Below are 20,063 nucleotides of genomic sequence, written 5' to 3' on the forward strand. Positions count from 1 at the left end.
GTTATACCTAATATTTAGGATTTTACCGATTGTTACATCGGGTAGCCAAGGTCCGGTTAATTTAAAAAAGGAAACCCGCAGTAGTAATACCCCGGGTTTCCTTTTTTTGTTACTTTATGGGCTAATTACCCGCATCTCTCTTAGTTTCGACGGCATCTTGGACATTTTTTGGCAATGCAGAAAGTAAATTGTAGCCGGTTGCGGTTTCAATATCCCGCACGCTCACAATGTAGTTTTTCCAGTCGGCGCCTATGCTGTTTATATTTGGCGTGTTTACCGCAATTACGCGGGTTAAATTAGTGACCCGGCCAACATCTCCATTACCTGTTGGAATAATTACAGCTACTTTCCACACGTTACTTGGTACAGCAATTTTGCCACCATTTATATTAGTTATAGATGTTGCACTTGCCGAGCCTACACCACCTACACCATAGCTACCCATAATGATATAAACCTCGTTACCCGCAACTACTTGCTGGCGCAAATAACCTTCCAGGTCAGCCCAGGCTTTTTGATTATTGTTTGGGGCCTGTGGTATCATATTAGTCATTAAAAAAGTTGCGGAGTTTGCATTAACCGAGCTTGTCCTGTCTGCTGATGGGCAGTTGTGGCCCCTGTCAAAACCTGAACCCTGGTAGCTGTTGCTTTGGACAGTGTACCAACTTGGGTCTAAACCGGCATAACCTGCAAAATTATCTTGTCTGCCTGTGGCATTGGTGGTGTTAGTGGCGTCTAAGTGCCAGCTTACCCAGTTGGGCGTACCCCTAACGTTACTGTACGATTCTATATAATAACCGGCATCAATAAGGTAATTGGTATTAAATACCATTGAAGCCTGAGCGCCTGATGGGTTTCCAAATAATATATTGCTGTTATCGCCCACAGTTGGTGGGGCATCGCTGCCTATTGTTACACCTCTGTTACCAGCCGGGTTTGATGTACTGGTGGTGTCAGGTCCCTGCGTATCTGGCACACCTACGGTAACGCCGGCATCGCCAATACCTTTAAAAGTAATGTCATCAATATTAATACGGGTTGTACCAGTTTTAGCAATTTTGAACCTTACTTTAGTAGTTGTAGTAATTGTAAATGAGTCGGTAACCAAAGTAGTTGATGTTTCATTAATGGCCGAGCCCACGTTGGTATAAGTTGCTCCACCATCGCTGGACATGGAAAGCTGCCAGGTTGATGCTGCGTCCGTACCATATTTGGCGTGTTTAATAATAATCTTATTTAAGCCATTAATATCAAAATTCATGTGGATATCGCCACCGCGTAAACGCACACTTTTGGCGCCGCTTTTAACATCAGCTGCAAGGTTGCCTATTAAAGCGTCGTTAAAATTCCATGAACCTGTGTAAAGTATAATATCTGCGGCTGCATAGCTACCCTTAGTGCCGGCTTCAAAGTTTTCGGTAATGGTGTAGGGGTTAGCTACTGTAATAGGTGTGCCGGTATTGCCGGGAGGCACAGCGCTGCCCGGGTTTGGTGTAGCCGAATCATTTTTTTTACAACCAGCCATAACAACTAAACCCAAGAAGCCAATCGAAATAAGTAATTTTCTAAATTTCATAGGATAATATTTTTTTAGTAAATATCGGTTCAAATGTTAATTGAGTATTAATTTTTTTTACTCTGATTAAAATAGTGAAAGTATCTTGTATTTTATGACCTATATCATGCTCAAAGTAGATTACGATAAGTGACGTGTTTTGAATAAAGCTTTAGTATTTTTGTCAGAATAAGGAAACCGCATTAAAAATAAGTGAAATCATAGTATATGTTCGACAATAAAGAGAAAACCAATATAGATGCCCTGGGCGAATTTGGCCTTATCCATCACCTGACAAAAAATATAGCCTTGGTGCAAAAAAGTACTATTAAAGGTGTAGGGGATGATGCCGCGGTGCTTGATTTTGAGGGTAAAAGGATGTTGGTTTCGACAGATATGCTGTTGGAGGGTATCCACTTTGATTTGGCTTATACACCTTTAAAGCATTTGGGCTACAAAGCAGTGCAGGTAAACTTAAGCGACATTTACGCCATGAATGGTACCGCAACACAGGTAACTGTATCACTGGGCATGTCAAGCAAATTCCCGATAGAAGCGGTAGAAGAATTATACGAAGGCATTTATATAGCCTGCGAAAAATATGGGGTTGATTTAGTGGGTGGCGATACCTCTGCATCTAAGCAGGGTTTGGTATTAAGTGTAACGTCTATAGGTTATGCAAATGCTGAAGATGTGGTTTATCGTGATGGGGCACAAGAGGGCGACTTGATCTGCGTCTCTGGCGATTTGGGAGGAGCTTACGTTGGGCTGCAATTGTTGGAGCGCGAGAAAATGGTTTACTTGGAAAACCCAAACATTCAGCCTGACCTGGAGGGTAAAGATTACATAGTAGAGCGCCAGTTAAAACCTGAAGCCCGCAGAGATATTATAGATTTGCTTAAAGAGATTGATATTAAGCCTACGGCAATGATAGATGTATCTGACGGTTTGGCTTCAGAGATTATGCACATTTGCAAGCAAAGCCAGAAAGGGTGTAGCATATACGAGGAAAAAATCCCGCTTGATCCGATGACTTTTGAAACAGCGCGTGAGTTTGGCCTTGACCCTACTGTTTGCGCCCTAAGTGGCGGCGAGGATTACGAATTGCTGTTCACCATTAAACAATCCGATTACGAAAAGATAAAGTTTAAAATGGATGTTACCATTATAGGCCATATCACTGAGCCGGCCTCAGGCTGTAATCTAGTTACTAAATCGGGCAATATACATCCGTTAAAAGCACAGGGCTGGAATGCGTTCCCCACCAATGAAAGTGATACGGTTAAACAGCCTGAATAATAGTATTCTTTTTTTTAAATTGCAGGGGCCAAGGGCTACTTTTTCGTTTATCGGGGCGCTATAGCTTGATATTAATATTAAATAAGCTTGTAACTTTTTGTAAGTAAAGTCCACTAATATATATATGACACCTAAATTTTATATAAAACAAATGGTGCTTGCGGGTGCCGTAGCCCTATTTGCTATAACAGTAAAGGCACAAAACGCCGCCACATTTAAGATAAAATTTTTACCCAATACCGTTTACACGGCTACGCTTACAGAAGAGTTTGTGATCTACGGTAAATATGGTGACAAAATGTGTGTGAGCAGTACATCTGTTGATACGGTGCAAACAGGTCGCGCCGGTGCTTCTAACAAATATCCAGTTACCATAAAATTTACTTATAAGAATGCTAGGTTTAATGGCGAGCCAACCTACAATAAGCCGGGTTATTTAAATAATCGGCTTATTATAGGCACGGTTAGTCAAATTGGTCTGATATCAATAGAGACCATACCTGGGGCGATAGATGTCGAAAAGGCCAGTCGCGACGTATTCAAAGAATTAAGCAGTTATCAAGGCAATATACAGTTTCCTGATAATGAAATAAAAGTAGGCGAATCGTTTGTAAGAACGCATAAGCAACAAATACCCAGTGATACATCAACACTTGCAATAATAACCACATACAAGCTGGTAAGTATAAAAGGGGGGTTAGCTCAATTTAATACTACAATGGTCGCAAATTCAAGCTTAGGAGGAATTACTGTAACGGCAGCAGGATCGGGTATAATCGTATTTGATTTAAATGCCAGTCAAATAAGAAAAATTAGAAGTGAGTTAGATCTGACTTACAACGATGCGATGCCGGGTACACAAAACTCTGGCCTGATGCCTAAGGTTAAAATTATTAACACTGTAGATTCAAATTAAAAGCTGAATTAAATCAATAGTGGGCGGTATGCTAGGGCTATTGATTTTCCTCACCGGCAACTAAAGCTTCACGATACTTTTAAAAGTACCGTACCATTTTAAACGTTAAATCTGAATAACTTGAGTATCACCAAAGATTTTTCGATGTGCGTAACTTACAAACTTACTGAAGTAAATATTGCTTCGAGGGAAAATCAGAAACGAGTAGAGCCGACATTAAAACTGCTGTTAGGCATGAATCAGAGGATGTAGTAAGAGCTAATTAATTTCGGAGCTAAAACCCTCTTTTTTATTGTGGTTTATTTGTTGATATTAGGTTAGTCAACTATAACCCTATCAGCCATGAAAAAACTATCTACCCTCGCTGTTTTAGCAGCTTTGGCAATATCCACCCACGCTCAACACTTACCGGTTTTGAAGCAGGCATATTTGCCTAAACACACCTATAGCATTAATAACAAAATAGGGGTGTTAATGCAGGTGACCATGCACTCAGATTCAGTGGCAAAAGCTACCGGCGGCAGTGGCGATGAAAACGTGGAAATGAACAATGTCACAGAAGACAATACTGATCTGAAAACAGCAGAAGCGTCGGCAGACAAAGGCTTCGCTATTGCTATGTCGAGAGCCGTTGTATCAGCCCGAACGGTGGTAAATAACCAGGAGGCACCATCGCAACCTGATCTGTTGGCCGGCAAAACCATAAACGGAACAATAGATGCAAATGGTACGGTAAATGCCGATACTACCGAAACCGATGCGGAAATTAATAGCTTGGTAAAGTCAATGGTAGGTGCGTTGCCAACCGCGACAAACTTCCCAAATAAGCAATTAATGGTTAACGATACCTTTACCGTAAAATTGCCGGCCTACACACTTGAACTAACCAACCAGGGAATAAAAAAAGAGCTTTTTGTAAATGTTACTTACAAAGTAACAGGTATTAAAGATAACCTGGCGACATTTCAAACTTCAGGCGCATTTGATATAAATAGTGATGCCGAATATAAAGGTCGGACCATTAAAATAACCGGTAAAGGAGTTGGTGTTTGGAAAATAGTTTTTGACACCGCGAATTCATTTCCGCAATACTTAGGCAGCCAGCTTCAAATAGCGTTTGAGGTAAAATCAGACAAGGGCAAAGCAAACTTCAAAAGCACCGTACGGCGCGAAACAAGAGTTACTATAACTGCTAATTAGGCACTTACCCTTTTATAAATACCATTTAAGTTTCTACCAAGCTCCATATAGTCTAACCCATAGCCAACCACAAACTCATTAGCAATCTGGAAACCCACATGCTTTAACTCTTCAATGCTGAACTCAACAGCGTCAGGTTTTAGCAGTAAGGCGCACACGGTAATGGACGCAGGGCCGCGGCTTTGTAGTAAAGCAACTAAATAGTCCAGCGTATTGCCCGTATCAACAATATCTTCCACCAAAATGATGTGACGGTTTGATATGTCAATCAGCAGGTCAAGGTCATTTTGTATATGGCGGGTGCTGGTAGTGCTGCCATGGTATGATGAAAGCTTAGTAAATGCCGTCTCGCAGGGGACCGTAATGTTTTTAACCAAGTCGGCCATAAACATAAAGCAGCCGTTAAGGACACCTACAAAAATGGGCGTTTTGTCCTTATAATCAGTATTGATTTTGGCCGCTATTTCTTTAACGCGGGTCTGTATAACTTCGGCGCTAAGCAGCGGTTCAAATTCCAGGTCGGCTATTTTAACGTTCATTGTGTCAGCAATCTGTTTAGATAATGAAATCAGTTGATCAAATGTAATAAACAAGCGCCCAAAAGCAAATTGGCAGCAAGAATGAAAATACGGATAACCGTATGGGCTAACTAATTTTTCTCAATCATGCTTTTGTTACCGGGGGCTGTTTGTTTGCAAATCAGTATCTTTACGATTTAGTAAAATGGAATATCAGTTACACACCTTAACCAACGGCATTCGTATCATGTATAAGCATGCGCCGTCGGCTATTACACATTGCTGCCTGCTAGTTAATGCCGGGTCGCGCGATGAATTACCGCAGCAGGAAGGCCTGGCCCATTTTATAGAACACCTTTTATTTAAGGAGACAGAGCGTCGCGGTACCAACCAAATTTTGAACCGGTTGGAGGTTATAGGCGCCGATTTAAACGCTTATACCACCAAGGAGTATACCTGCATCCACGCGTCGTTTTTAAACCCTTATTTAGAGCGCGCTATCGATCTTTTTGAAGATATCGTGTTTCACTCTACCTTCCCAGAGGATGAGCTGGAAAAAGAGCGCGGCGTAATTCAGGACGAGATAGCATCGTACCTTGACCAACCCGAAGAAGCTATACAGGATGACTTCGAAGAACTGCTGTACAAAGATCATCCCATAGGAAAAAACATATTAGGTACTACCGAATCGGTAAACACACTTACGCGCGATGATATGCAGCAGTTTATCGCCACAAATTATAATACTAACCAAATGATCTTCGCAGTTATTGGCGACTACGATTTTAAAAAGGTAAGTAAACTCGGCGATAAATATTTCGGCCATATTGCCGCTAATTACACAGAAAAGAAACGTGTAACGCCAATTGTAAATGTGTACGGAAAGCATGTCAGCCAAAAACAGATCTCGCAAACGCATTGTGTAATGGGTGGCGAGGCGTACTCGTCATCGCATAAAGATAAAACAGGCTTATTGTTGCTTAATAATATACTGGGGGGCATGGGCATGAGCAACCGCCTTAACCTGGAGATACGTGAGAAGTACGGCATTGCTTATACAATCGAATCAAACTACACCGCGTTTACTGATACCGGCATATTTTCTATCTATTTTGGCACAGATGCCGAAAAATCTGAAAAGGCCGCAAAGCTTGTTCACAAAGAACTGAAGAAGCTGCGCGATAATCAACTGGGCACTTTACAGCTGCACCAGGCCAAGCAAAAATTTATAGGCCAGATAGCCCTGGCCGAAGAGAACCGCATGAGCCTGATCATATCTATGGCTAAAAGCCTGATAGATTTTAATTACGTAGATACGCTGCCACAGCTGTTTGATAAGATAAACAACGTAACCGCCAGCCAGCTGCTTGACATAAGCAACGAAATATTTGATGAAAGTAAAATGATTACCCTGCTATTTGAGCCTAAGCAATAAAGCAGTAATTTTGCACTATGAAACTAGCTATTGTTGCCTACGGTGACCCGGTTCTGAGAAAAAAAGCTGCCCCCATTGAGCCTGCTGAATATCCACACATACAACAACTGTGCGACAATCTGTTTGAAACCATGTATGCCGCAAAAGGAGTTGGTTTAGCCGCCCCGCAGGTAGGGCTTTCTATGCGTCTGTTTGTTGTTGACGCGACACCTTTTGATGATGATGAACCCGAACTTAAAGACTTTAAAAAGGTTTTTATTAACGCATGTATATTAGAAGAGAGTGGTAAAGAGTGGAGCTTTAACGAAGGTTGCCTGAGCATACCTGATATAAGAGAAGATGTTACCCGCCTGTCAACAGTAAAATTATCTTATTACGATGAGAACTGGAAGCATCACGAAGAAACCTTTAGCGGACTTGCAGCCCGCGTTATACAGCACGAGTACGATCATATTGAAGGGAAACTATTTACTGATAAGCTAAGCCCGCTGCGCAAGCGCCTTTTAGAGAAAAGACTAAACGATATATCAAAAGGAATGGTAAGCGTAGAATATAAAATGAAGTTTCCGTCAGCAAAAAAAGGACGCTAAATTTACTTACCAGAATTGGCTTTATCGCCCGCGGCGATGTCTCTTACTAAACTACCCCAGGCGAAAGGGTTTAGTAGGGGATTAGTAATGGAGTGTGAATTAACTATACTATTATGAAAATCCTGAATACTGAAGCCCTCCCGGCCGGTACGAGGCATTGATGCCCGCATGGCTTGAATAGATTCCATACTCAAGTTTTTCTTGGCTGTTTCCAAATCGTCATCGGGTATTTTAAGGGCCAAAAAGCTTTTTCTAAACTCATCAACTGTCGCCCACGGGAAAATTCTGACCATAGGTAGGTTAATGATCTGCGCTTGTAGCTTTACACTAATAACCATGCTTTGATTATTAACCCCCGATGGTACAACCAAAGTAGCAGGATTATAACCCACGCTGGTAAACCGAAGGCTATCCTGCTCATGCGCGGTGAAAGAGAAGTAGCCTAAATAGTTAGAAATGTAAACCTGCCGGCCGGTACGTAAATTGGTAATGTTTACATATGGCACTACTTGCCTTACAGAGTCTGAGTTATAAGTCACGCCACTCACCTGCACCAACGTTTTATCGGATATTTGTCCGTGCGCCGTTGCGGTCATCATAAAAAGTAATATGACTAAAAGATACTTCATGGTGGTAATAACCCGTATAGTTTAGTATTATGAACGGGCGAACTTGGGTTTTAGTTTCAAAACTAACAGTATTGCTAATATGCTTGGGGCATTTTAACAATACTTAACATATTAACGCATGTTTTCGGGCAATACTGCGTTCGGGTCGTCTATATCTGTTAAATTAATGGCTTCAACGGCAGTAATTTCTGGCACCGATTTTTTGATAGCACCTTCAATCCCGGCTTTAAGCGTCATAATACTCATCGGGCATGATCCGCATGATCCAAGCAGTCTTAGGCGCACTACTCCTTCCGGCGTAATTTCCTCAACCGCTACATTACCACCATCTGTTTCCAAATACGGACGGATGCTGTCTAATGCTGCCTCAACCCTTTCTAATAAACTCATTCTTACTTTTTTATTAAGTAAAGTTATTAATTATTTATTGTATCTGCAGATAAAACCATTGCGTTGTTAATGGATATCTGCTGCGCTACGCGGTTTGCCATCTCTGTAAAAGCATTTATCATTACCGGGTGTTCCTCGTTTAATACAATGGGCTTGCCAGCGTCGCCGCTGTCGCTTATCCCCTTTATCAACGGTATCTCGCCTAAAAACGGAACCTCTAGTTGCTCTGCTAATTTTTTGCCACCACCCTGGCCAAATATGTAATACTTGTTTTCGGGTAGTTCGGCCGGCGTAAAGTAGGCCATGTTTTCAACAATGCCCAACAGCGGCACGTTGATACTCTCCATTAAAAACATACCTATACCTTTTTTAGCATCTGCTAAAGCAACAGCTTGTGGCGTAGTGACAATAACAGCGCCCGTTACCGGGAAGCTTTGTGTGATAGTGATGTGAATATCGCCGGTACCGGGAGGCAAATCAACCACCAGGTAATCCAGTTCGCCCCAATCGGCATCATTAAATAACTGTTTAACGGCTGTTGATACCATCGGCCCGCGCCACGGCACGGGTTGGTTAGGATCTGTAAAGAATCCTATTGATAGCAGCTTGATGCCATATTTTTCAATAGGCTCAATGCGTGTTTTGCCATTTACCTGGCTAGCCTGCGGCCTTGCGCCCTCTAAGCCGAACATGATAGGAATGCTGGGGCCGTAGATGTCGGCATCTATTAAACCCACCTTGGCGCCACTTTTAGCCAAACCAAGGGCAAGATTAACCGCAACGGTACTTTTACCAACGCCACCTTTGCCCGATGCTACCGCGATGATGTTTTTAACGCCGGGCACGCCGGTATTTTTCTGCGTAGTAACGCGCGATGTCATGTTAACGGTCACCTCAATATCCTTACTTATAAAATGGCCTATGGCATTGCGGCAGGCATTTTCAATAAGGGCTTTAAGCGGGCAGGCGGGCGTAGTTAACACCACCGAAAAACTAAGACGGTTGCCGTCGATCACGATATCTTGTATCATGTTTAAAGTAACCAGGTCTTTTTTCAGATCGGGTTCTTCAACATTGCCCAGGGCTTGCAGTACTTGTTCTTTAGTGATGATCATATAGCGCGTAATTCAGCAAACAAAATTAACAAAACCACAGTAAGGTAGTGTCATCGTAATGACTTTTTGAAGAGACTCTATCGCGACGCTTTAAACAAAAAGAGCAACCCGTTGGGCTGCTCTTTTGTTTAAGATCTATGTACTGTTATTTTAGTAAAACTCCGGTACGGCCCATAGTATACCCGTCGGCATATAAAACGACAGTGTAGGTGCCTTTTTGAAAGGGCTGATTATACAACCAATCAACCACGTAAGCAGCGCCGTCATCTTTATAGTCGATAGATGTTTTGTAAGTGTATTGTAGTTCCTGGCCATCAGCATTTAAAGTTCCGCTATCGTTAGTGGTTATCAGGTTACCTACCGGATCAATAATGCGGATAAAGATATCATGTGAGCCTTTTGTGGCTACGGCATTACTTGCAACCGTAAAGTTAATTTTTAGCTTGTTGATGTTTTTAGCTTTGGTCTCGTCGCTCTCTTTACCATTGCTTTTAACTTTATAGCCTACCACGCTGGCCTCGCCAACTTTAAGCGCTGATGCTACCTGTACTTTGGTGTTAAGATCTTGATTTTGTTTTTCAAGATCAGACGCCTTAGCGCTAACGGTAGTTAGGTTAGTTTTTAAAGTGTCTCTTTCGGTAGTCAGGTTGATGTTCTCTTTTCGCAGTTCTTCAATATCCGCAGTATACTTGGTAACAAAGTAGCGTAATTGCTTAACATCTTCCTGTGCTTTTTCAAGCTCTTCTACGGTTAGTTTGCCTTTGGCCAAATCGCTTCTTAGTGTTTTTATTTTGGCTCTCAACGAGTCGTTTTTGCCCTGCAGTTCAGACGACATGCGCACTTTGCTGGTATTTACCTGTTCTATTTGCGCTTCTAGGCTATCAAGTTCGGTTTGTAAGCGTGTACGTTCATCATTTTGATACACAATTTTTTCGTCAGAGTTGTTCTTTTTCAGGTACAAATACACATCGGTGCCTAATAATGCGACAATTACAACAATTAGAAAGTAAATAACATTCGAATTTTTTTTTGGCTCTTGTGCTGGTTGGTTCTCCATAAGATGTATCAGATTTTTAATTAAAAACAATTACAAGCAAAACGCTCTTTTTTTCAAACGAGGGGGCGAATGAAGCCTGCGGTAATTATGGTTTATTGATAACTATACGTAATAATGCAAATTTTATGATAATGTTTCCTAAAAAAAACTCAAATAAATTAGTTAGGATTTGATAAAAGTAGCCACAAATTGAATAAAACGCAATAAATATTTGCCATAATAAACCCGGGTGTAAAGGAGTTTATATCTTTGCAGCTTTAAAATCAAGCCTATAAATGCATCAATTACGCGCACTCATACTTATATCAATCGCAGCCATTGCTGGCCGGGCCAAAGCACAAACAGACAGCACCACGATACCAAAGTATCAGGCGGACCCTAAGCGCGAGTTTAGGGGCGTTTGGGTAGCTACGGTAGCTAATATAGACTGGCCATCGCCGCAATCGACTGTAGATCAGCAGAAACAAAAGCTGTTAAGTATATTAGATCAGCACCAGCATACTAACCTTAACGCTATAATGTTTCAGGTACGGCCTGCTGCAGACGCGTTTTATGGCAAAAGCCGCGAGCCATGGTCTAAATGGCTGATGGGTAAACAAGGACAAGTGCCTGTACCTTTTTATGACCCGCTAGAGTTTGCCATAGCCGAGGCCCATAAACGGGGTATTGAACTGCATGCCTGGTTTAATCCTTACCGAGCTACTACTGATAATAAATATTCGGCGCTAAGCAAAGATCATATCACCAAGGTACACCCCGAGTGGTTTTTTACCTATGGGGGTTTAAAAACATTTAATCCGGGCCTGCCAGAGGTGCGCGACTATATAGTACAGGTTATTTTAGATGTGGTGGATAACTACGATGTAGACGGCATACACATGGATGATTACTTTTATCCATACGCCGTAGCCGGACAAAAGATTAACGACGCCGAAGCATATGAACAATACGGAGGCGAGTTTTCCGATATACGCGACTGGCGCCGCGACAACGTTAACAAGCTGATAAAGATGATCAGCGACAGCGTGCATACACACAAGCCTCGGATAAAATTCGGTATTAGCCCGTTTGGTATCTGGGCAAATAAATCGCAAAATCCCGAAGGCTCTGATACCCGTGGAGGCGATTCTTATTATGGTCTCTACGCTGATTCCCGCAAGTGGATAAAGGAAGGCTGGCTGGATTATATCAACCCGCAGATCTATTGGAATATGGGCTATCGCTTGGCGGCATTTGAAAACTTGTTGAGCTGGTGGAGTGAGAACACGAACAATCGCCATTTATATATAGGCCAGGCGGCTTACCGTATTAATGAGCGTGTTTTAGCCGCATTCAAGCGAGCCGGCGAATTGCCTGATCAGATCAAACTGATCCGGGAAAATCCGAGAGCGCAGGGTAGCGTCTTTTTTAGTTCGCAATCGCTAACAGACAATAAGCTGGGTTTTACAGATTCATTGCGCCAAACGTATTATAAGTACCCGGCGCTGCCGCCGCCAATGTTGTGGCTTGATTCTGTACCCCCAAATGCGCCGCAAAACCTATTGGTAACCCGTTTGCCAAATACCACCAAGGTGCAGCTAAAGTGGGACTCGCCCCTACTTGCCCGTGATAAAGAGCCGGTATACGGTTACGTGATTTACCGCTTTAACAGCGCTGATAAAATAAATACTGCCCAACCCGACAATATCCTGCATATACAATACGAACCCACGCCAATTTTTATTGATGCTACGGCGCAACCCGGGAAGACCTATTTGTATGTAATTACGGCTATAGACAGAACGAAAAACGAAAGCGACAGATCGCCCGCTATTGCGGTAACGGTGCAGTAAAGACTTTTCTTATCTTGCGTTCGGTTTTCACGCTGATTCAAAAATGAGAGCAGTAGTACAAAGAGTAACCCAGGCAAACTGTACGGTTGACGGCAACATTACCGGCGAAATTGCGCTTGGCTTTTTGGTGTTGCTTGGTATTGAAGACGCAGACACCGAAGAGGATCTGCAATGGTTAGCTCAAAAGATAGCCTCGCTTCGTGTTTTTGGCGATGATAACGGCCTGATGAATAAGGCACTAGCCGATGTAGAAGGCAGGATATTGCTGGTATCGCAGTTTACGCTGTTCGCCCAAACAAAAAAGGGTAATCGTCCATCATTTATCAGGGCGGCACGCCCCGACAAGGCTATCCCATTGTACGAGCAGATGATAAAAACGTTGGATACTATTACGGGCAATAAAACAGCTACCGGCATATTTGGTGCCGATATGAAAATAAGCCTGGTTAATGACGGACCCGTCACCATTATCATGGATACTAAAGACAAAGACAACCACTAAGATGACCCTTGAAGAAGCGCAACAACTGGTAGATAAGTGGATAAAAACCAGTGGCGTTCGTTATTTTAACGAATTAACCAATACGGCCATTTTAATGGAAGAGGTTGGCGAAGTAGCCCGAATTATGGCTCGCCAATACGGAGAACAATCTTTCAAAAAATCAGACACCGAAGTTAACCTGGCCGATGAAATGGCCGATGTGTTATTTGTGCTGATATGCCTGGCCAACCAAACAGGTATAAACCTTACCGAAGCCCTAGAGAAAAACATGGAAAAGAAGAGTATCCGTGATGCGGATAGGCATAAAAACAATGAAAAGCTGAGGTAAATCTTTACCGTAGCCTCACCAACTTATCACCATCCAAAACCGGGATAGCGGTAGTTAGATCTACCTTTAAGCAAAACTCAATATCAGCTTCAATACCTAAGGCCTTTAAGCGGTCGCTGTGCGATGTTTTTTTAAGGTATTGGTTAAGGTCGCCTTTAGCTAATTGGAACAGGTCGTTGGCGGCTATGGCCGGGTCATCAACCACAAATCCATGGCCTTTCAATTGATCCACAACCGCACCAGCAAAAAGGGTGTCTTCCAGATTAAAGTTGTTTTTCCACCCCGAGCAAACCAGCAATGTGTTCTCGTTTTGTTGTTTCAACCAATTGCATACAGCAGTTAAATTTATAAATGCGCCGGCTATTATCTTTTTCGCGTTGCGGGACAAATGCAGGGCGTGGGTGCCGTTAGTCGTGGTCAGTACAATGGTTTTACCGGCTACTTTCTCTTTGGTGTATGAAAATGGCGAATTGCCGAAATCAAACCCCTCAACCACCGCGCCATTACGTTCGGCAGCAAGTAGGTAGTCAAATCCTTTTTCAAGGTATGCGCTACACTCTTCTATCTGTGACACTGGGATGATGGCTTCAGCGCCATTCTCGATACCGTAGCTGATGGAGGTAGTAGCTCTGAATACATCTATGATAACAACGATATAATCTTCGACCTTATAGAGCGGAATAAGTGCCGGTGTTAAGCAAACTTCTAAACGTGCGCCCATGTTATTTAAATGGAGGTTTAACAATTTTGGCCTTAACCTTATTATCGCGGATCTTGATATAGATCTCGGTACCTTCTTTGGCCAGCTCGGTATTTACGTAACCCATACCAATGGCTTTTTGCAATGACGGTGACTGCGTGCCCGATGTAACTTTACCAATGTTATTGCCGTCGGCATCAACAATCTCATAGTCGTGCCGCGGGATGCCGCGATCTATCATTTCAATGCCTACCAGTTTTTTAGTAACACCTGCAGTCTTTTCTGCTTGCAGGGCAGCCGAGTTGGTAAACTCCTTGCTAAACTTGGTAACCCAGCCCAAGCCGGCTTCTAATGGCGAGGTGGTATCGTCTATGTCATTACCGTATAAGCAGAACCCCATTTCCAGACGCAGTGTATCGCGCGCGCCTAAACCAATAGGCTTAATGCCAAATGGCTCGCCGGCTTTGAATACTGCGTCCCAAATGGCCTGGGCGTTGTCGTTTTCAACGTATAGCTCAAAACCACCGGCCCCGGTGTACCCGGTTGCAGATACTACCACATTGTCTATGCCGGCAAACTTGCCTTTTTTAAACGTGTAATATTCCATCGATGCCAGATCGATATCGGTGAGGCCTTGTAGTGCTTCGGCAGCTTTAGGGCCCTGAACGGCTAGTAGCGAAGTGCGGTCTGATATGTCCTTCATATCCACACCCTCAGTATTGAACTGGCTTATCCAGTTCCAATCTTTCTCAATGTTTGATGCATTAACCACCAGCATATAGGTTTTATCGTCTATGCGATACACCAGCAAATCGTCAACAATACCGCCGGTTTGATTTGGCAGGCATGAGTATTGCACTTTGCCATCATATAGTTTTGAAGCGTCGTTGCTGGTAACACGCTGTATCAGGTCAAGCGCCTTTTCGCCTTTCAAAATAAACTCGCCCATGTGGCTTACGTCAAACACGCCTACGCTTTTGCGCACTGTATCATGTTCGGCGTTAATGCCTGCATATTGCACGGGCATATGGTAACCGGCAAATGGCACCATCTTGGCACCAAGGTCAATATGGGTTTGAGTAAGGGCTGTATTCTTCATCACAGAATTATATTTGGCGTAAAGTTAGTAAAAAGAGGGAAGGATTGTATGCGTTTAAAGAAGGATTTTCAAGCCTGCAGCATAACCGCCGTTTGTTTCACGCGTGTGTGAAACAAATGAAACAACTGAAACAAGATTTTGAATTAACTATGTGAACAACAGCTGTTTGTAAAAAAGACGTGAAACAAAATGAAACAACTTTTACGTCAGCATTTTTACGGGAGATTAGTAAATATTTGATAATCAAAACCATATAAATCGCATGTTTTATGTGGTGAAACAGGCTGACGTTGCCAATAGTATTTAATGATAACAACCAGAACAATTGCCAGAAAAGGGGTAAACGCCTCCAGAGAAGTAAAGACGGGTCCTTCGCTGTACTTTTGGCACTACCTGCTACAGCATTCCTCAAAAAACTTAACTTGGTTCTGCGTAACCACGTTAATATCGTGCTCCTTTTCGGTAAGCCGGCGGGCGTTACGGCCAAGCTCCATACAGTAATGTTCATCGCGGATGCACTTTTGCATAGCCGTATAAAACTCCTCGCGGTTATTGGCTATAATGATATCATGCCCATTGGTAAAGTGAATGCCCTCGGCCCCCAGCGAAGTGGAGATGATACATTTCTGCATCGCCATACCTTCAATGATCTTTACCCGCATACCGCCGCCGGATACCAGCGGAACGATCATGATGGATTTGCTGTTTACAAACTCCAGGGCATCATCAACTTCGCCTTGTATAAATACCTTACCCAAGGCTTCGTAGTCGTCAAAACGGTCGGGGATGTCATTGCCGGCTACATAAAGTTTAACAGGCAGGTCGCCAGTGGTAATATCGTTTATAAAAGTATCTAAAAACCACTCCATGCCCTCGCGGTTAGGCAGCCAGTCTAATGATCCAAGGAAAAATAAGCTCGGGAACTCGGTTAGGCTTTGGTCGGGCATATATTTTTCAAGTCGCAGCCCTATAGGTAATATATCTATAGGGACTTTAATGCCATATTCTAACAAGGTAGCTTTATCCTGCGGGGTAAAAACCGATATGGCATCAACCAGGTTTAGCTGCTGCTGCTCATAATTTTTAATACGGCGCCCATGCATGCGCAGGTACGATTTTTTAAACGGATCGACTTTTTGTAAGGACAGTCGCCACCAAATTTGGTTCTCAATATTATGCGCCCGGTAAACCAATTTAGCTTTTGAGTATTTGCGCACTGTATCTACATACATTGATACAAACAGGCCTTCCAGCTGTATAACATCATACTGGTGCGCCTGTAAATCATTGGCCAGTAACTGCTCAAATTCTTTGTCGTAAAACCGGTCGACGTTAAAAGATGTCTTTTTGAAGAGATTTACCGCCACATCAAGCACTGTCACTGTGGTATCAATATCATGCGCCCAGTAAGTGATCTTACCCATCAGGTCGTCATCCGGCAGATGGCTCTCGTAGTTGTGTCGTTTGGCGTTAAGGGCTATCAGGGAAACTGTGTGACCAGAATTAACCAGGCCCTTTATGGTATTGGCTACCACAATCGCGTAGCCGCCATTTTGCGGGAATGGTACACGATGGCTTAGGATTAAAATTCTCAATGGGACCGGTTTTTACCAAAAATAGCATTATTGGCCCACCTAATCAAGCCGTTGCCGTCGGCTAATGATAATAGAAAGGTAATTTATTCAATAACCTGTATCATCAGGCCGTCGGTTATCAGGCTAACGTTAAATGTGCGGCGGTGATATGGGGTATAGCCATTGGCCAGGATTGACTTGCGATGTTTAAGTGTTCCGTAACCTTTATTGCTGTGCCAGTCGTACTCCGGGTGCTCTGCTGCCAGCTGCTTCATGTAGTCGTCGCGGTATGTTTTTGCCAAAATAGACGCCGCTGCGATGCTTAAGTATTTTGAATCGCCTTTTACCACACATTGATGCGGTATAGTGGCGTGTTTATTAAAACGATTACCGTCGATGATCAAAAATGCCGGCTGTAAATGCAGTTTTTCAATAGCACGATGCATAGCCAAAAAGGATGCGTTCAAGATATTGATTTCATCTATCTCTACATTATCTACCGATGCTATTGCAAAGGCGATAGCTTTTTCTTCAATCTCGACGCGCAGGGCATAGCGCAATTCTTCCGGAATAATTTTAGAGTCGTTTAGTAGTTCGTGCTCAAAATCAGCGGGCAAAATTACAGCAGCAGCAAACACAGGCCCTGCTAAACAGCCGCGGCCGGCTTCATCGCATCCTGCTTCTAATAATTCGTGCTGGTATCTTGCTAACAACATGTTTTAAACGTTGGCTGTAAAAGTATTATTTTATGAGGATGTGTTTTTAGCGATTTATCAACAAGACCTATACTGACACTGGTCTAAAATATCCTCAACGTCAATATGGTAATATCGTCAATAGGCTTGCCTTTTATATTTAAGTTTAAATGGTCCATCAAGGCCTGGTTAAAGGCATCAGGCGAGAGTTCGCCATGGCTAAGTACAAAGTCATTCAATTGGTCCTCGCCCCACACTTTATCGCCCGATGGTTCAATATCCACCAGGCCGTCGGTATAGTTAACCAACAGGCTCCCGGGCTCTATGTCTATTTCGCCTTCGTTTATAAATGGCAGATCTTCAAAAGCACCAATCATGGTGGTGCCCAGCTTTAATGGTATTGCCTCGCCCTCAGAGTATAAAATTGTGGCGTTATGGCCGGCATTGATATAGTTAAGCTTGCGTGTTTGTTCGTTATACTTGGCAATAAACAGGGTTATAAAACGCTCGCCCTGGGTGTTTGTTACCACCTTTTTATTAAGTCGATCAATGATGTTGGTCAAATCATCTTCTACAGCTGCCCATGCATGCAGGCTAGCCTGGAAATTAGCCATTAATAATGCGGCAGATACCCCCTTGCCCGATACATCGGCAATGCACCAAATAAACTCGTGCTTGTTAATGCGGATGAAATCATAATAATCGCCGCCAATGTTTTGATGGGGAAGATATTTGGCGCCAATTTCTACACTTTCATCCTTATGCATCCGTAGCGGAATCAACATATTCTGCACTTCTGCGGCCAGTTCCATTTCGCGTTGCAAACGCTCGGCCTGTAAACGCTCCCGGAAAAGCTTTTTATTCTCCAGCGCTACCACCACCACGTTTATCATGGTTTGAATAAAGTTAAGGTCGTTATTCAACATCTCGCCCGATGTATTAAATTCACCGATAAGGGCAAAAGCCAGGGCCTTGCTTTTATGATTTATGGGGATAAAGTAGTCGTATTTTTTTAATACAGCATTGGCGCTGCCGGCTAATGACTTGGGTGCTTTTATTTTATGTTGTGTTGCACACGCGCGACTTAACTCGCCAATAGGCTCAAAATCGCCGCCATATTTAGATATGCAGGCGTACGAGCCATCCTTCTCCATCAGGAAGCGGAAAGAGCCCACCTGCAGGTAGTTTTGCAATATCACCTCGAGCATTTGAATCAATATCGTGGTAGCCGCGTTTTTATTTATAGCGCGCGTAATCTCCAGCAAAGAGTTCAACTCGGACTGTCTTTTTAACAGTAACCTGATTAGTTCGTCCTCGCCCGAGGACTGTTCTGTGTTTTGCATGTTTGGTCTCGGGAGAGACTAAAGTAGAGAAAATATATTACTTACGCATCGCTGTTTATGTACTTTGTACTAAAAGTATTCTTAAGGGTTGTAATAAGGAGCGGAAACCCAAGAAAATGAGCGCAATATAATTTTGTGCAGATATATACAAGTTGGCCTAACTACATCATTATTATTTAACCAGGCGGCCTTTCCAAACATATTTGCTCGAAGTGCCCGCTAAGCCGATATACATAAAGTACAAAATATGTATCGGCGATAGTACAATGAGTAAGGGCACCAAAGCCAGGCGTTTAAAAAACGACATGATAGGATATAAGAATGCGGTTTCAAAAACATGTTTTAGCCCAAACTGGATAAGCACCAGTTTAAAAAAGTAGCTATCGTAAAAACCCAGGCAAGTGTTTATTACCAGTGACACATTAAACAACCAGATACCAATAGCCAGAGCCACAATCTTTTTGTCTTTATATTTAGTCGATTTTGATGCCCAACGGCGTCTTTGCTGTAAAAACTCCTGCAGGGTAGGTTTAGCGTAAGTGTAAACCACGGCTTCGCGCAGTTTTAAAAACCCGATTTTACCGGGGTGGCGCTCCGCAATTTTTTGAAGCAATAGCTCGTCGTCGCCCGATGCGAGGTCATCAATGCCTTTAAAGCCACCAACCTCGTAAAAAGTATCTTTACGGTAAGCCAAATTGGCCCCGTTGCAGTTTGATGCCCGGTTATTGCCAATAAACGCCGCGCCAATACCTATCAGATATCCAAACTCCAGGGTTTGCAAGCGCTCAAATAACGATTGCTCTTCAAAATAAGTAACAGGTGACGAAATCATCACCATATCGTTATCCTCATAATAACCCACAATTGATGACAGCCATTGCGCGCCCATGCGGCAATCTGCATCGGTAGCAACCATTAACTCGCCGGTCGACAGATCTATCGCAGTAGCTATAGCTTTTTTCTTGTAAGAGTTAAGGGGCTCTTTTTCATTAAGCTGTAAAAGCGTTACTCCCCTGTCTGCGTAGCTGCTAATAATAGCTGAAGTATTATCCGTCGAGTGGTCGTCAATAATGATGATCTCTGTAAGATGCTTCGGATAGTCTTGCGCCAGGATATCCTCTATAGTATGATGGATCTTTTCGGCTTCGTTACGGGCTGCTATCAATATAGTTACTTTAGTAACCGGCGGTTTTGTTGATAATACGGGTCGTTTTAATTTAGCCCAGCCCTTAATAAGGTAGACCAGCACACACAGATACAAACCGGTGAGCCAAAGTGACACAACA

Annotated in this window: 20 protein-coding genes; 8 read left to right on the top strand and 12 right to left on the bottom strand. The window is 43.0% G+C overall.

All coding sequences use genetic code 11. From position 1 onward, the window contains the following. Nucleotides 1–121 precede the first annotated feature (121 nt). Nucleotides 122–1,576 carry a DNA/RNA non-specific endonuclease gene (locus tag ACFSYC_RS02330; protein ID WP_377123108.1) on the bottom strand — a complete coding sequence of 485 codons (1,455 nt, stop codon included), beginning with the start codon at nt 1,574–1,576 and terminating at the stop codon, nt 122–124. Nucleotides 1,577–1,783: 207 nt separating this feature from the next. Between ACFSYC_RS02330 and thiL the strand changes: the two genes are divergently transcribed. The 3 genes from thiL (at nt 1,784) to ACFSYC_RS02345 (ending at nt 4,970) form a co-directional block, all read left to right on the top strand. Then, on the top strand, nt 1,784–2,854 hold the full coding sequence (gene thiL, locus ACFSYC_RS02335; protein ID WP_377123110.1) for a thiamine-phosphate kinase: 1,071 nt from the start codon (nt 1,784–1,786) through the stop codon (nt 2,852–2,854). Nucleotides 2,855–2,978: 124 nt separating this feature from the next. Beyond that, a complete protein-coding gene (locus ACFSYC_RS02340; protein ID WP_377123112.1) occupies nt 2,979–3,770 on the top strand; it encodes a hypothetical protein in 792 nt (263 codons plus the stop codon). A 342-nt stretch (nt 3,771–4,112) separates the two neighbouring features. After that, the gene (locus tag ACFSYC_RS02345; protein WP_377123114.1) at nt 4,113–4,970 is read left to right on the top strand and encodes a hypothetical protein; all 858 of its coding nucleotides are present in this window, start codon (nt 4,113–4,115) and stop codon (nt 4,968–4,970) included. Here the strand turns inward: ACFSYC_RS02345 and hpt are convergent. After that, entirely contained in the window at nt 4,967–5,509 is a 543-nt protein-coding gene (gene hpt / locus ACFSYC_RS02350) for a hypoxanthine phosphoribosyltransferase (RefSeq protein ID WP_377123116.1), read from the bottom strand. The genes ACFSYC_RS02345 and hpt overlap by 4 nt on opposite strands. A 184-nt stretch (nt 5,510–5,693) precedes the next feature. Here hpt and ACFSYC_RS02355 point away from each other — a divergent pair, with 184 nt between their 5' ends. Together ACFSYC_RS02355 and def are read left to right on the top strand one after the other, a co-directional pair. Further along, nucleotides 5,694–6,923, top strand: coding sequence for a M16 family metallopeptidase (locus ACFSYC_RS02355; protein WP_377123118.1), 1,230 nt, complete (start codon nt 5,694–5,696; stop codon nt 6,921–6,923). A 17-nt stretch (nt 6,924–6,940) separates the two neighbouring features. Then, a complete protein-coding gene (gene def / locus ACFSYC_RS02360; protein ID WP_377123120.1) occupies nt 6,941–7,513 on the top strand; it encodes a peptide deformylase in 573 nt (190 codons plus the stop codon). 2 nt (nt 7,514–7,515) lie between these two features. On the opposite strand, the gene ACFSYC_RS02365 is transcribed toward def, so the two are convergent. The 4 genes from ACFSYC_RS02365 to ACFSYC_RS02380 all read right to left on the bottom strand — a co-directional run bounded on the left by ACFSYC_RS02365 (nt 7,516) and on the right by ACFSYC_RS02380 (nt 10,704). Beyond that, nucleotides 7,516–8,142 (bottom strand): hypothetical protein, encoded by a 627-nt coding sequence (locus ACFSYC_RS02365; RefSeq protein WP_377123122.1) that lies wholly within the window; start codon nt 8,140–8,142, stop codon nt 7,516–7,518. Between the two features lie 111 nt (nt 8,143–8,253). Continuing rightward, entirely contained in the window at nt 8,254–8,532 is a 279-nt protein-coding gene (locus ACFSYC_RS02370) for a NifU family protein (protein WP_377123124.1), read from the bottom strand. Between the two features lie 26 nt (nt 8,533–8,558). Continuing rightward, the gene (locus ACFSYC_RS02375) at nt 8,559–9,647 is read right to left on the bottom strand and encodes an Mrp/NBP35 family ATP-binding protein (protein ID WP_377123126.1); all 1,089 of its coding nucleotides are present in this window, start codon (nt 9,645–9,647) and stop codon (nt 8,559–8,561) included. 145 nt (nt 9,648–9,792) lie between these two features. Then, on the bottom strand, nt 9,793–10,704 hold the full coding sequence (locus ACFSYC_RS02380; protein WP_377123128.1) for a hypothetical protein: 912 nt from the start codon (nt 10,702–10,704) through the stop codon (nt 9,793–9,795). Between the two features lie 275 nt (nt 10,705–10,979). On the opposite strand from ACFSYC_RS02380, the gene ACFSYC_RS02385 reads away from it, so the two are divergent. The 3 genes from ACFSYC_RS02385 to ACFSYC_RS02395 are packed head-to-tail and all read left to right on the top strand — an operon-like array spanning nt 10,980 to nt 13,366. Further along, nucleotides 10,980–12,536 carry a glycoside hydrolase family 10 protein gene (locus ACFSYC_RS02385; protein WP_377123130.1) on the top strand — a complete coding sequence of 519 codons (1,557 nt, stop codon included), beginning with the start codon at nt 10,980–10,982 and terminating at the stop codon, nt 12,534–12,536. A gap of 43 nt (nt 12,537–12,579) precedes the next feature. Beyond that, complete coding sequence (dtd, locus tag ACFSYC_RS02390) at nt 12,580–13,038, top strand: D-aminoacyl-tRNA deacylase (RefSeq protein ID WP_377123132.1); 459 nt, start codon at nt 12,580–12,582, stop codon at nt 13,036–13,038. Nucleotide 13,039: 1 nt separating this feature from the next. Further along, nucleotides 13,040–13,366, top strand: coding sequence for a nucleotide pyrophosphohydrolase (locus ACFSYC_RS02395; protein ID WP_377123134.1), 327 nt, complete (start codon nt 13,040–13,042; stop codon nt 13,364–13,366). A gap of 4 nt (nt 13,367–13,370) precedes the next feature. Here the strand turns inward: ACFSYC_RS02395 and ACFSYC_RS02400 are convergent, their stop codons facing one another. The 6 genes from ACFSYC_RS02400 to ACFSYC_RS02425 form a co-directional block, all read right to left on the bottom strand. After that, complete coding sequence (locus ACFSYC_RS02400; RefSeq protein ID WP_377123136.1) at nt 13,371–14,087, bottom strand: 2-phosphosulfolactate phosphatase; 717 nt, start codon at nt 14,085–14,087, stop codon at nt 13,371–13,373. A 1-nt stretch (nt 14,088) separates the two neighbouring features. Beyond that, nucleotides 14,089–15,165 carry a glycine cleavage system aminomethyltransferase GcvT gene (gene gcvT / locus ACFSYC_RS02405; protein ID WP_377123138.1) on the bottom strand — a complete coding sequence of 359 codons (1,077 nt, stop codon included), beginning with the start codon at nt 15,163–15,165 and terminating at the stop codon, nt 14,089–14,091. 389 nt (nt 15,166–15,554) lie between these two features. Then, a complete protein-coding gene (locus ACFSYC_RS02410; RefSeq protein ID WP_377123140.1) occupies nt 15,555–16,760 on the bottom strand; it encodes a glycosyltransferase family 4 protein in 1,206 nt (401 codons plus the stop codon). Between the two features lie 83 nt (nt 16,761–16,843). Further along, complete coding sequence (locus tag ACFSYC_RS02415) at nt 16,844–17,455, bottom strand: ribonuclease HII (RefSeq protein ID WP_377123142.1); 612 nt, start codon at nt 17,453–17,455, stop codon at nt 16,844–16,846. An 83-nt stretch (nt 17,456–17,538) separates the two neighbouring features. After that, nucleotides 17,539–18,777 carry a PP2C family protein-serine/threonine phosphatase gene (locus ACFSYC_RS02420; RefSeq protein ID WP_377123144.1) on the bottom strand — a complete coding sequence of 413 codons (1,239 nt, stop codon included), beginning with the start codon at nt 18,775–18,777 and terminating at the stop codon, nt 17,539–17,541. Nucleotides 18,778–18,949: 172 nt separating this feature from the next. Further along, nucleotides 18,950–20,059 carry a glycosyltransferase gene (locus ACFSYC_RS02425; RefSeq protein WP_377123146.1) on the bottom strand — a complete coding sequence of 370 codons (1,110 nt, stop codon included), beginning with the start codon at nt 20,057–20,059 and terminating at the stop codon, nt 18,950–18,952. Nucleotides 20,060–20,063: the final 4 nt, after the last annotated feature.

The sequence above is a fragment of the Mucilaginibacter antarcticus genome (assembly GCF_042686155.1).
GTDB classification, from domain to species: domain Bacteria; phylum Bacteroidota; class Bacteroidia; order Sphingobacteriales; family Sphingobacteriaceae; genus Mucilaginibacter; species Mucilaginibacter antarcticus.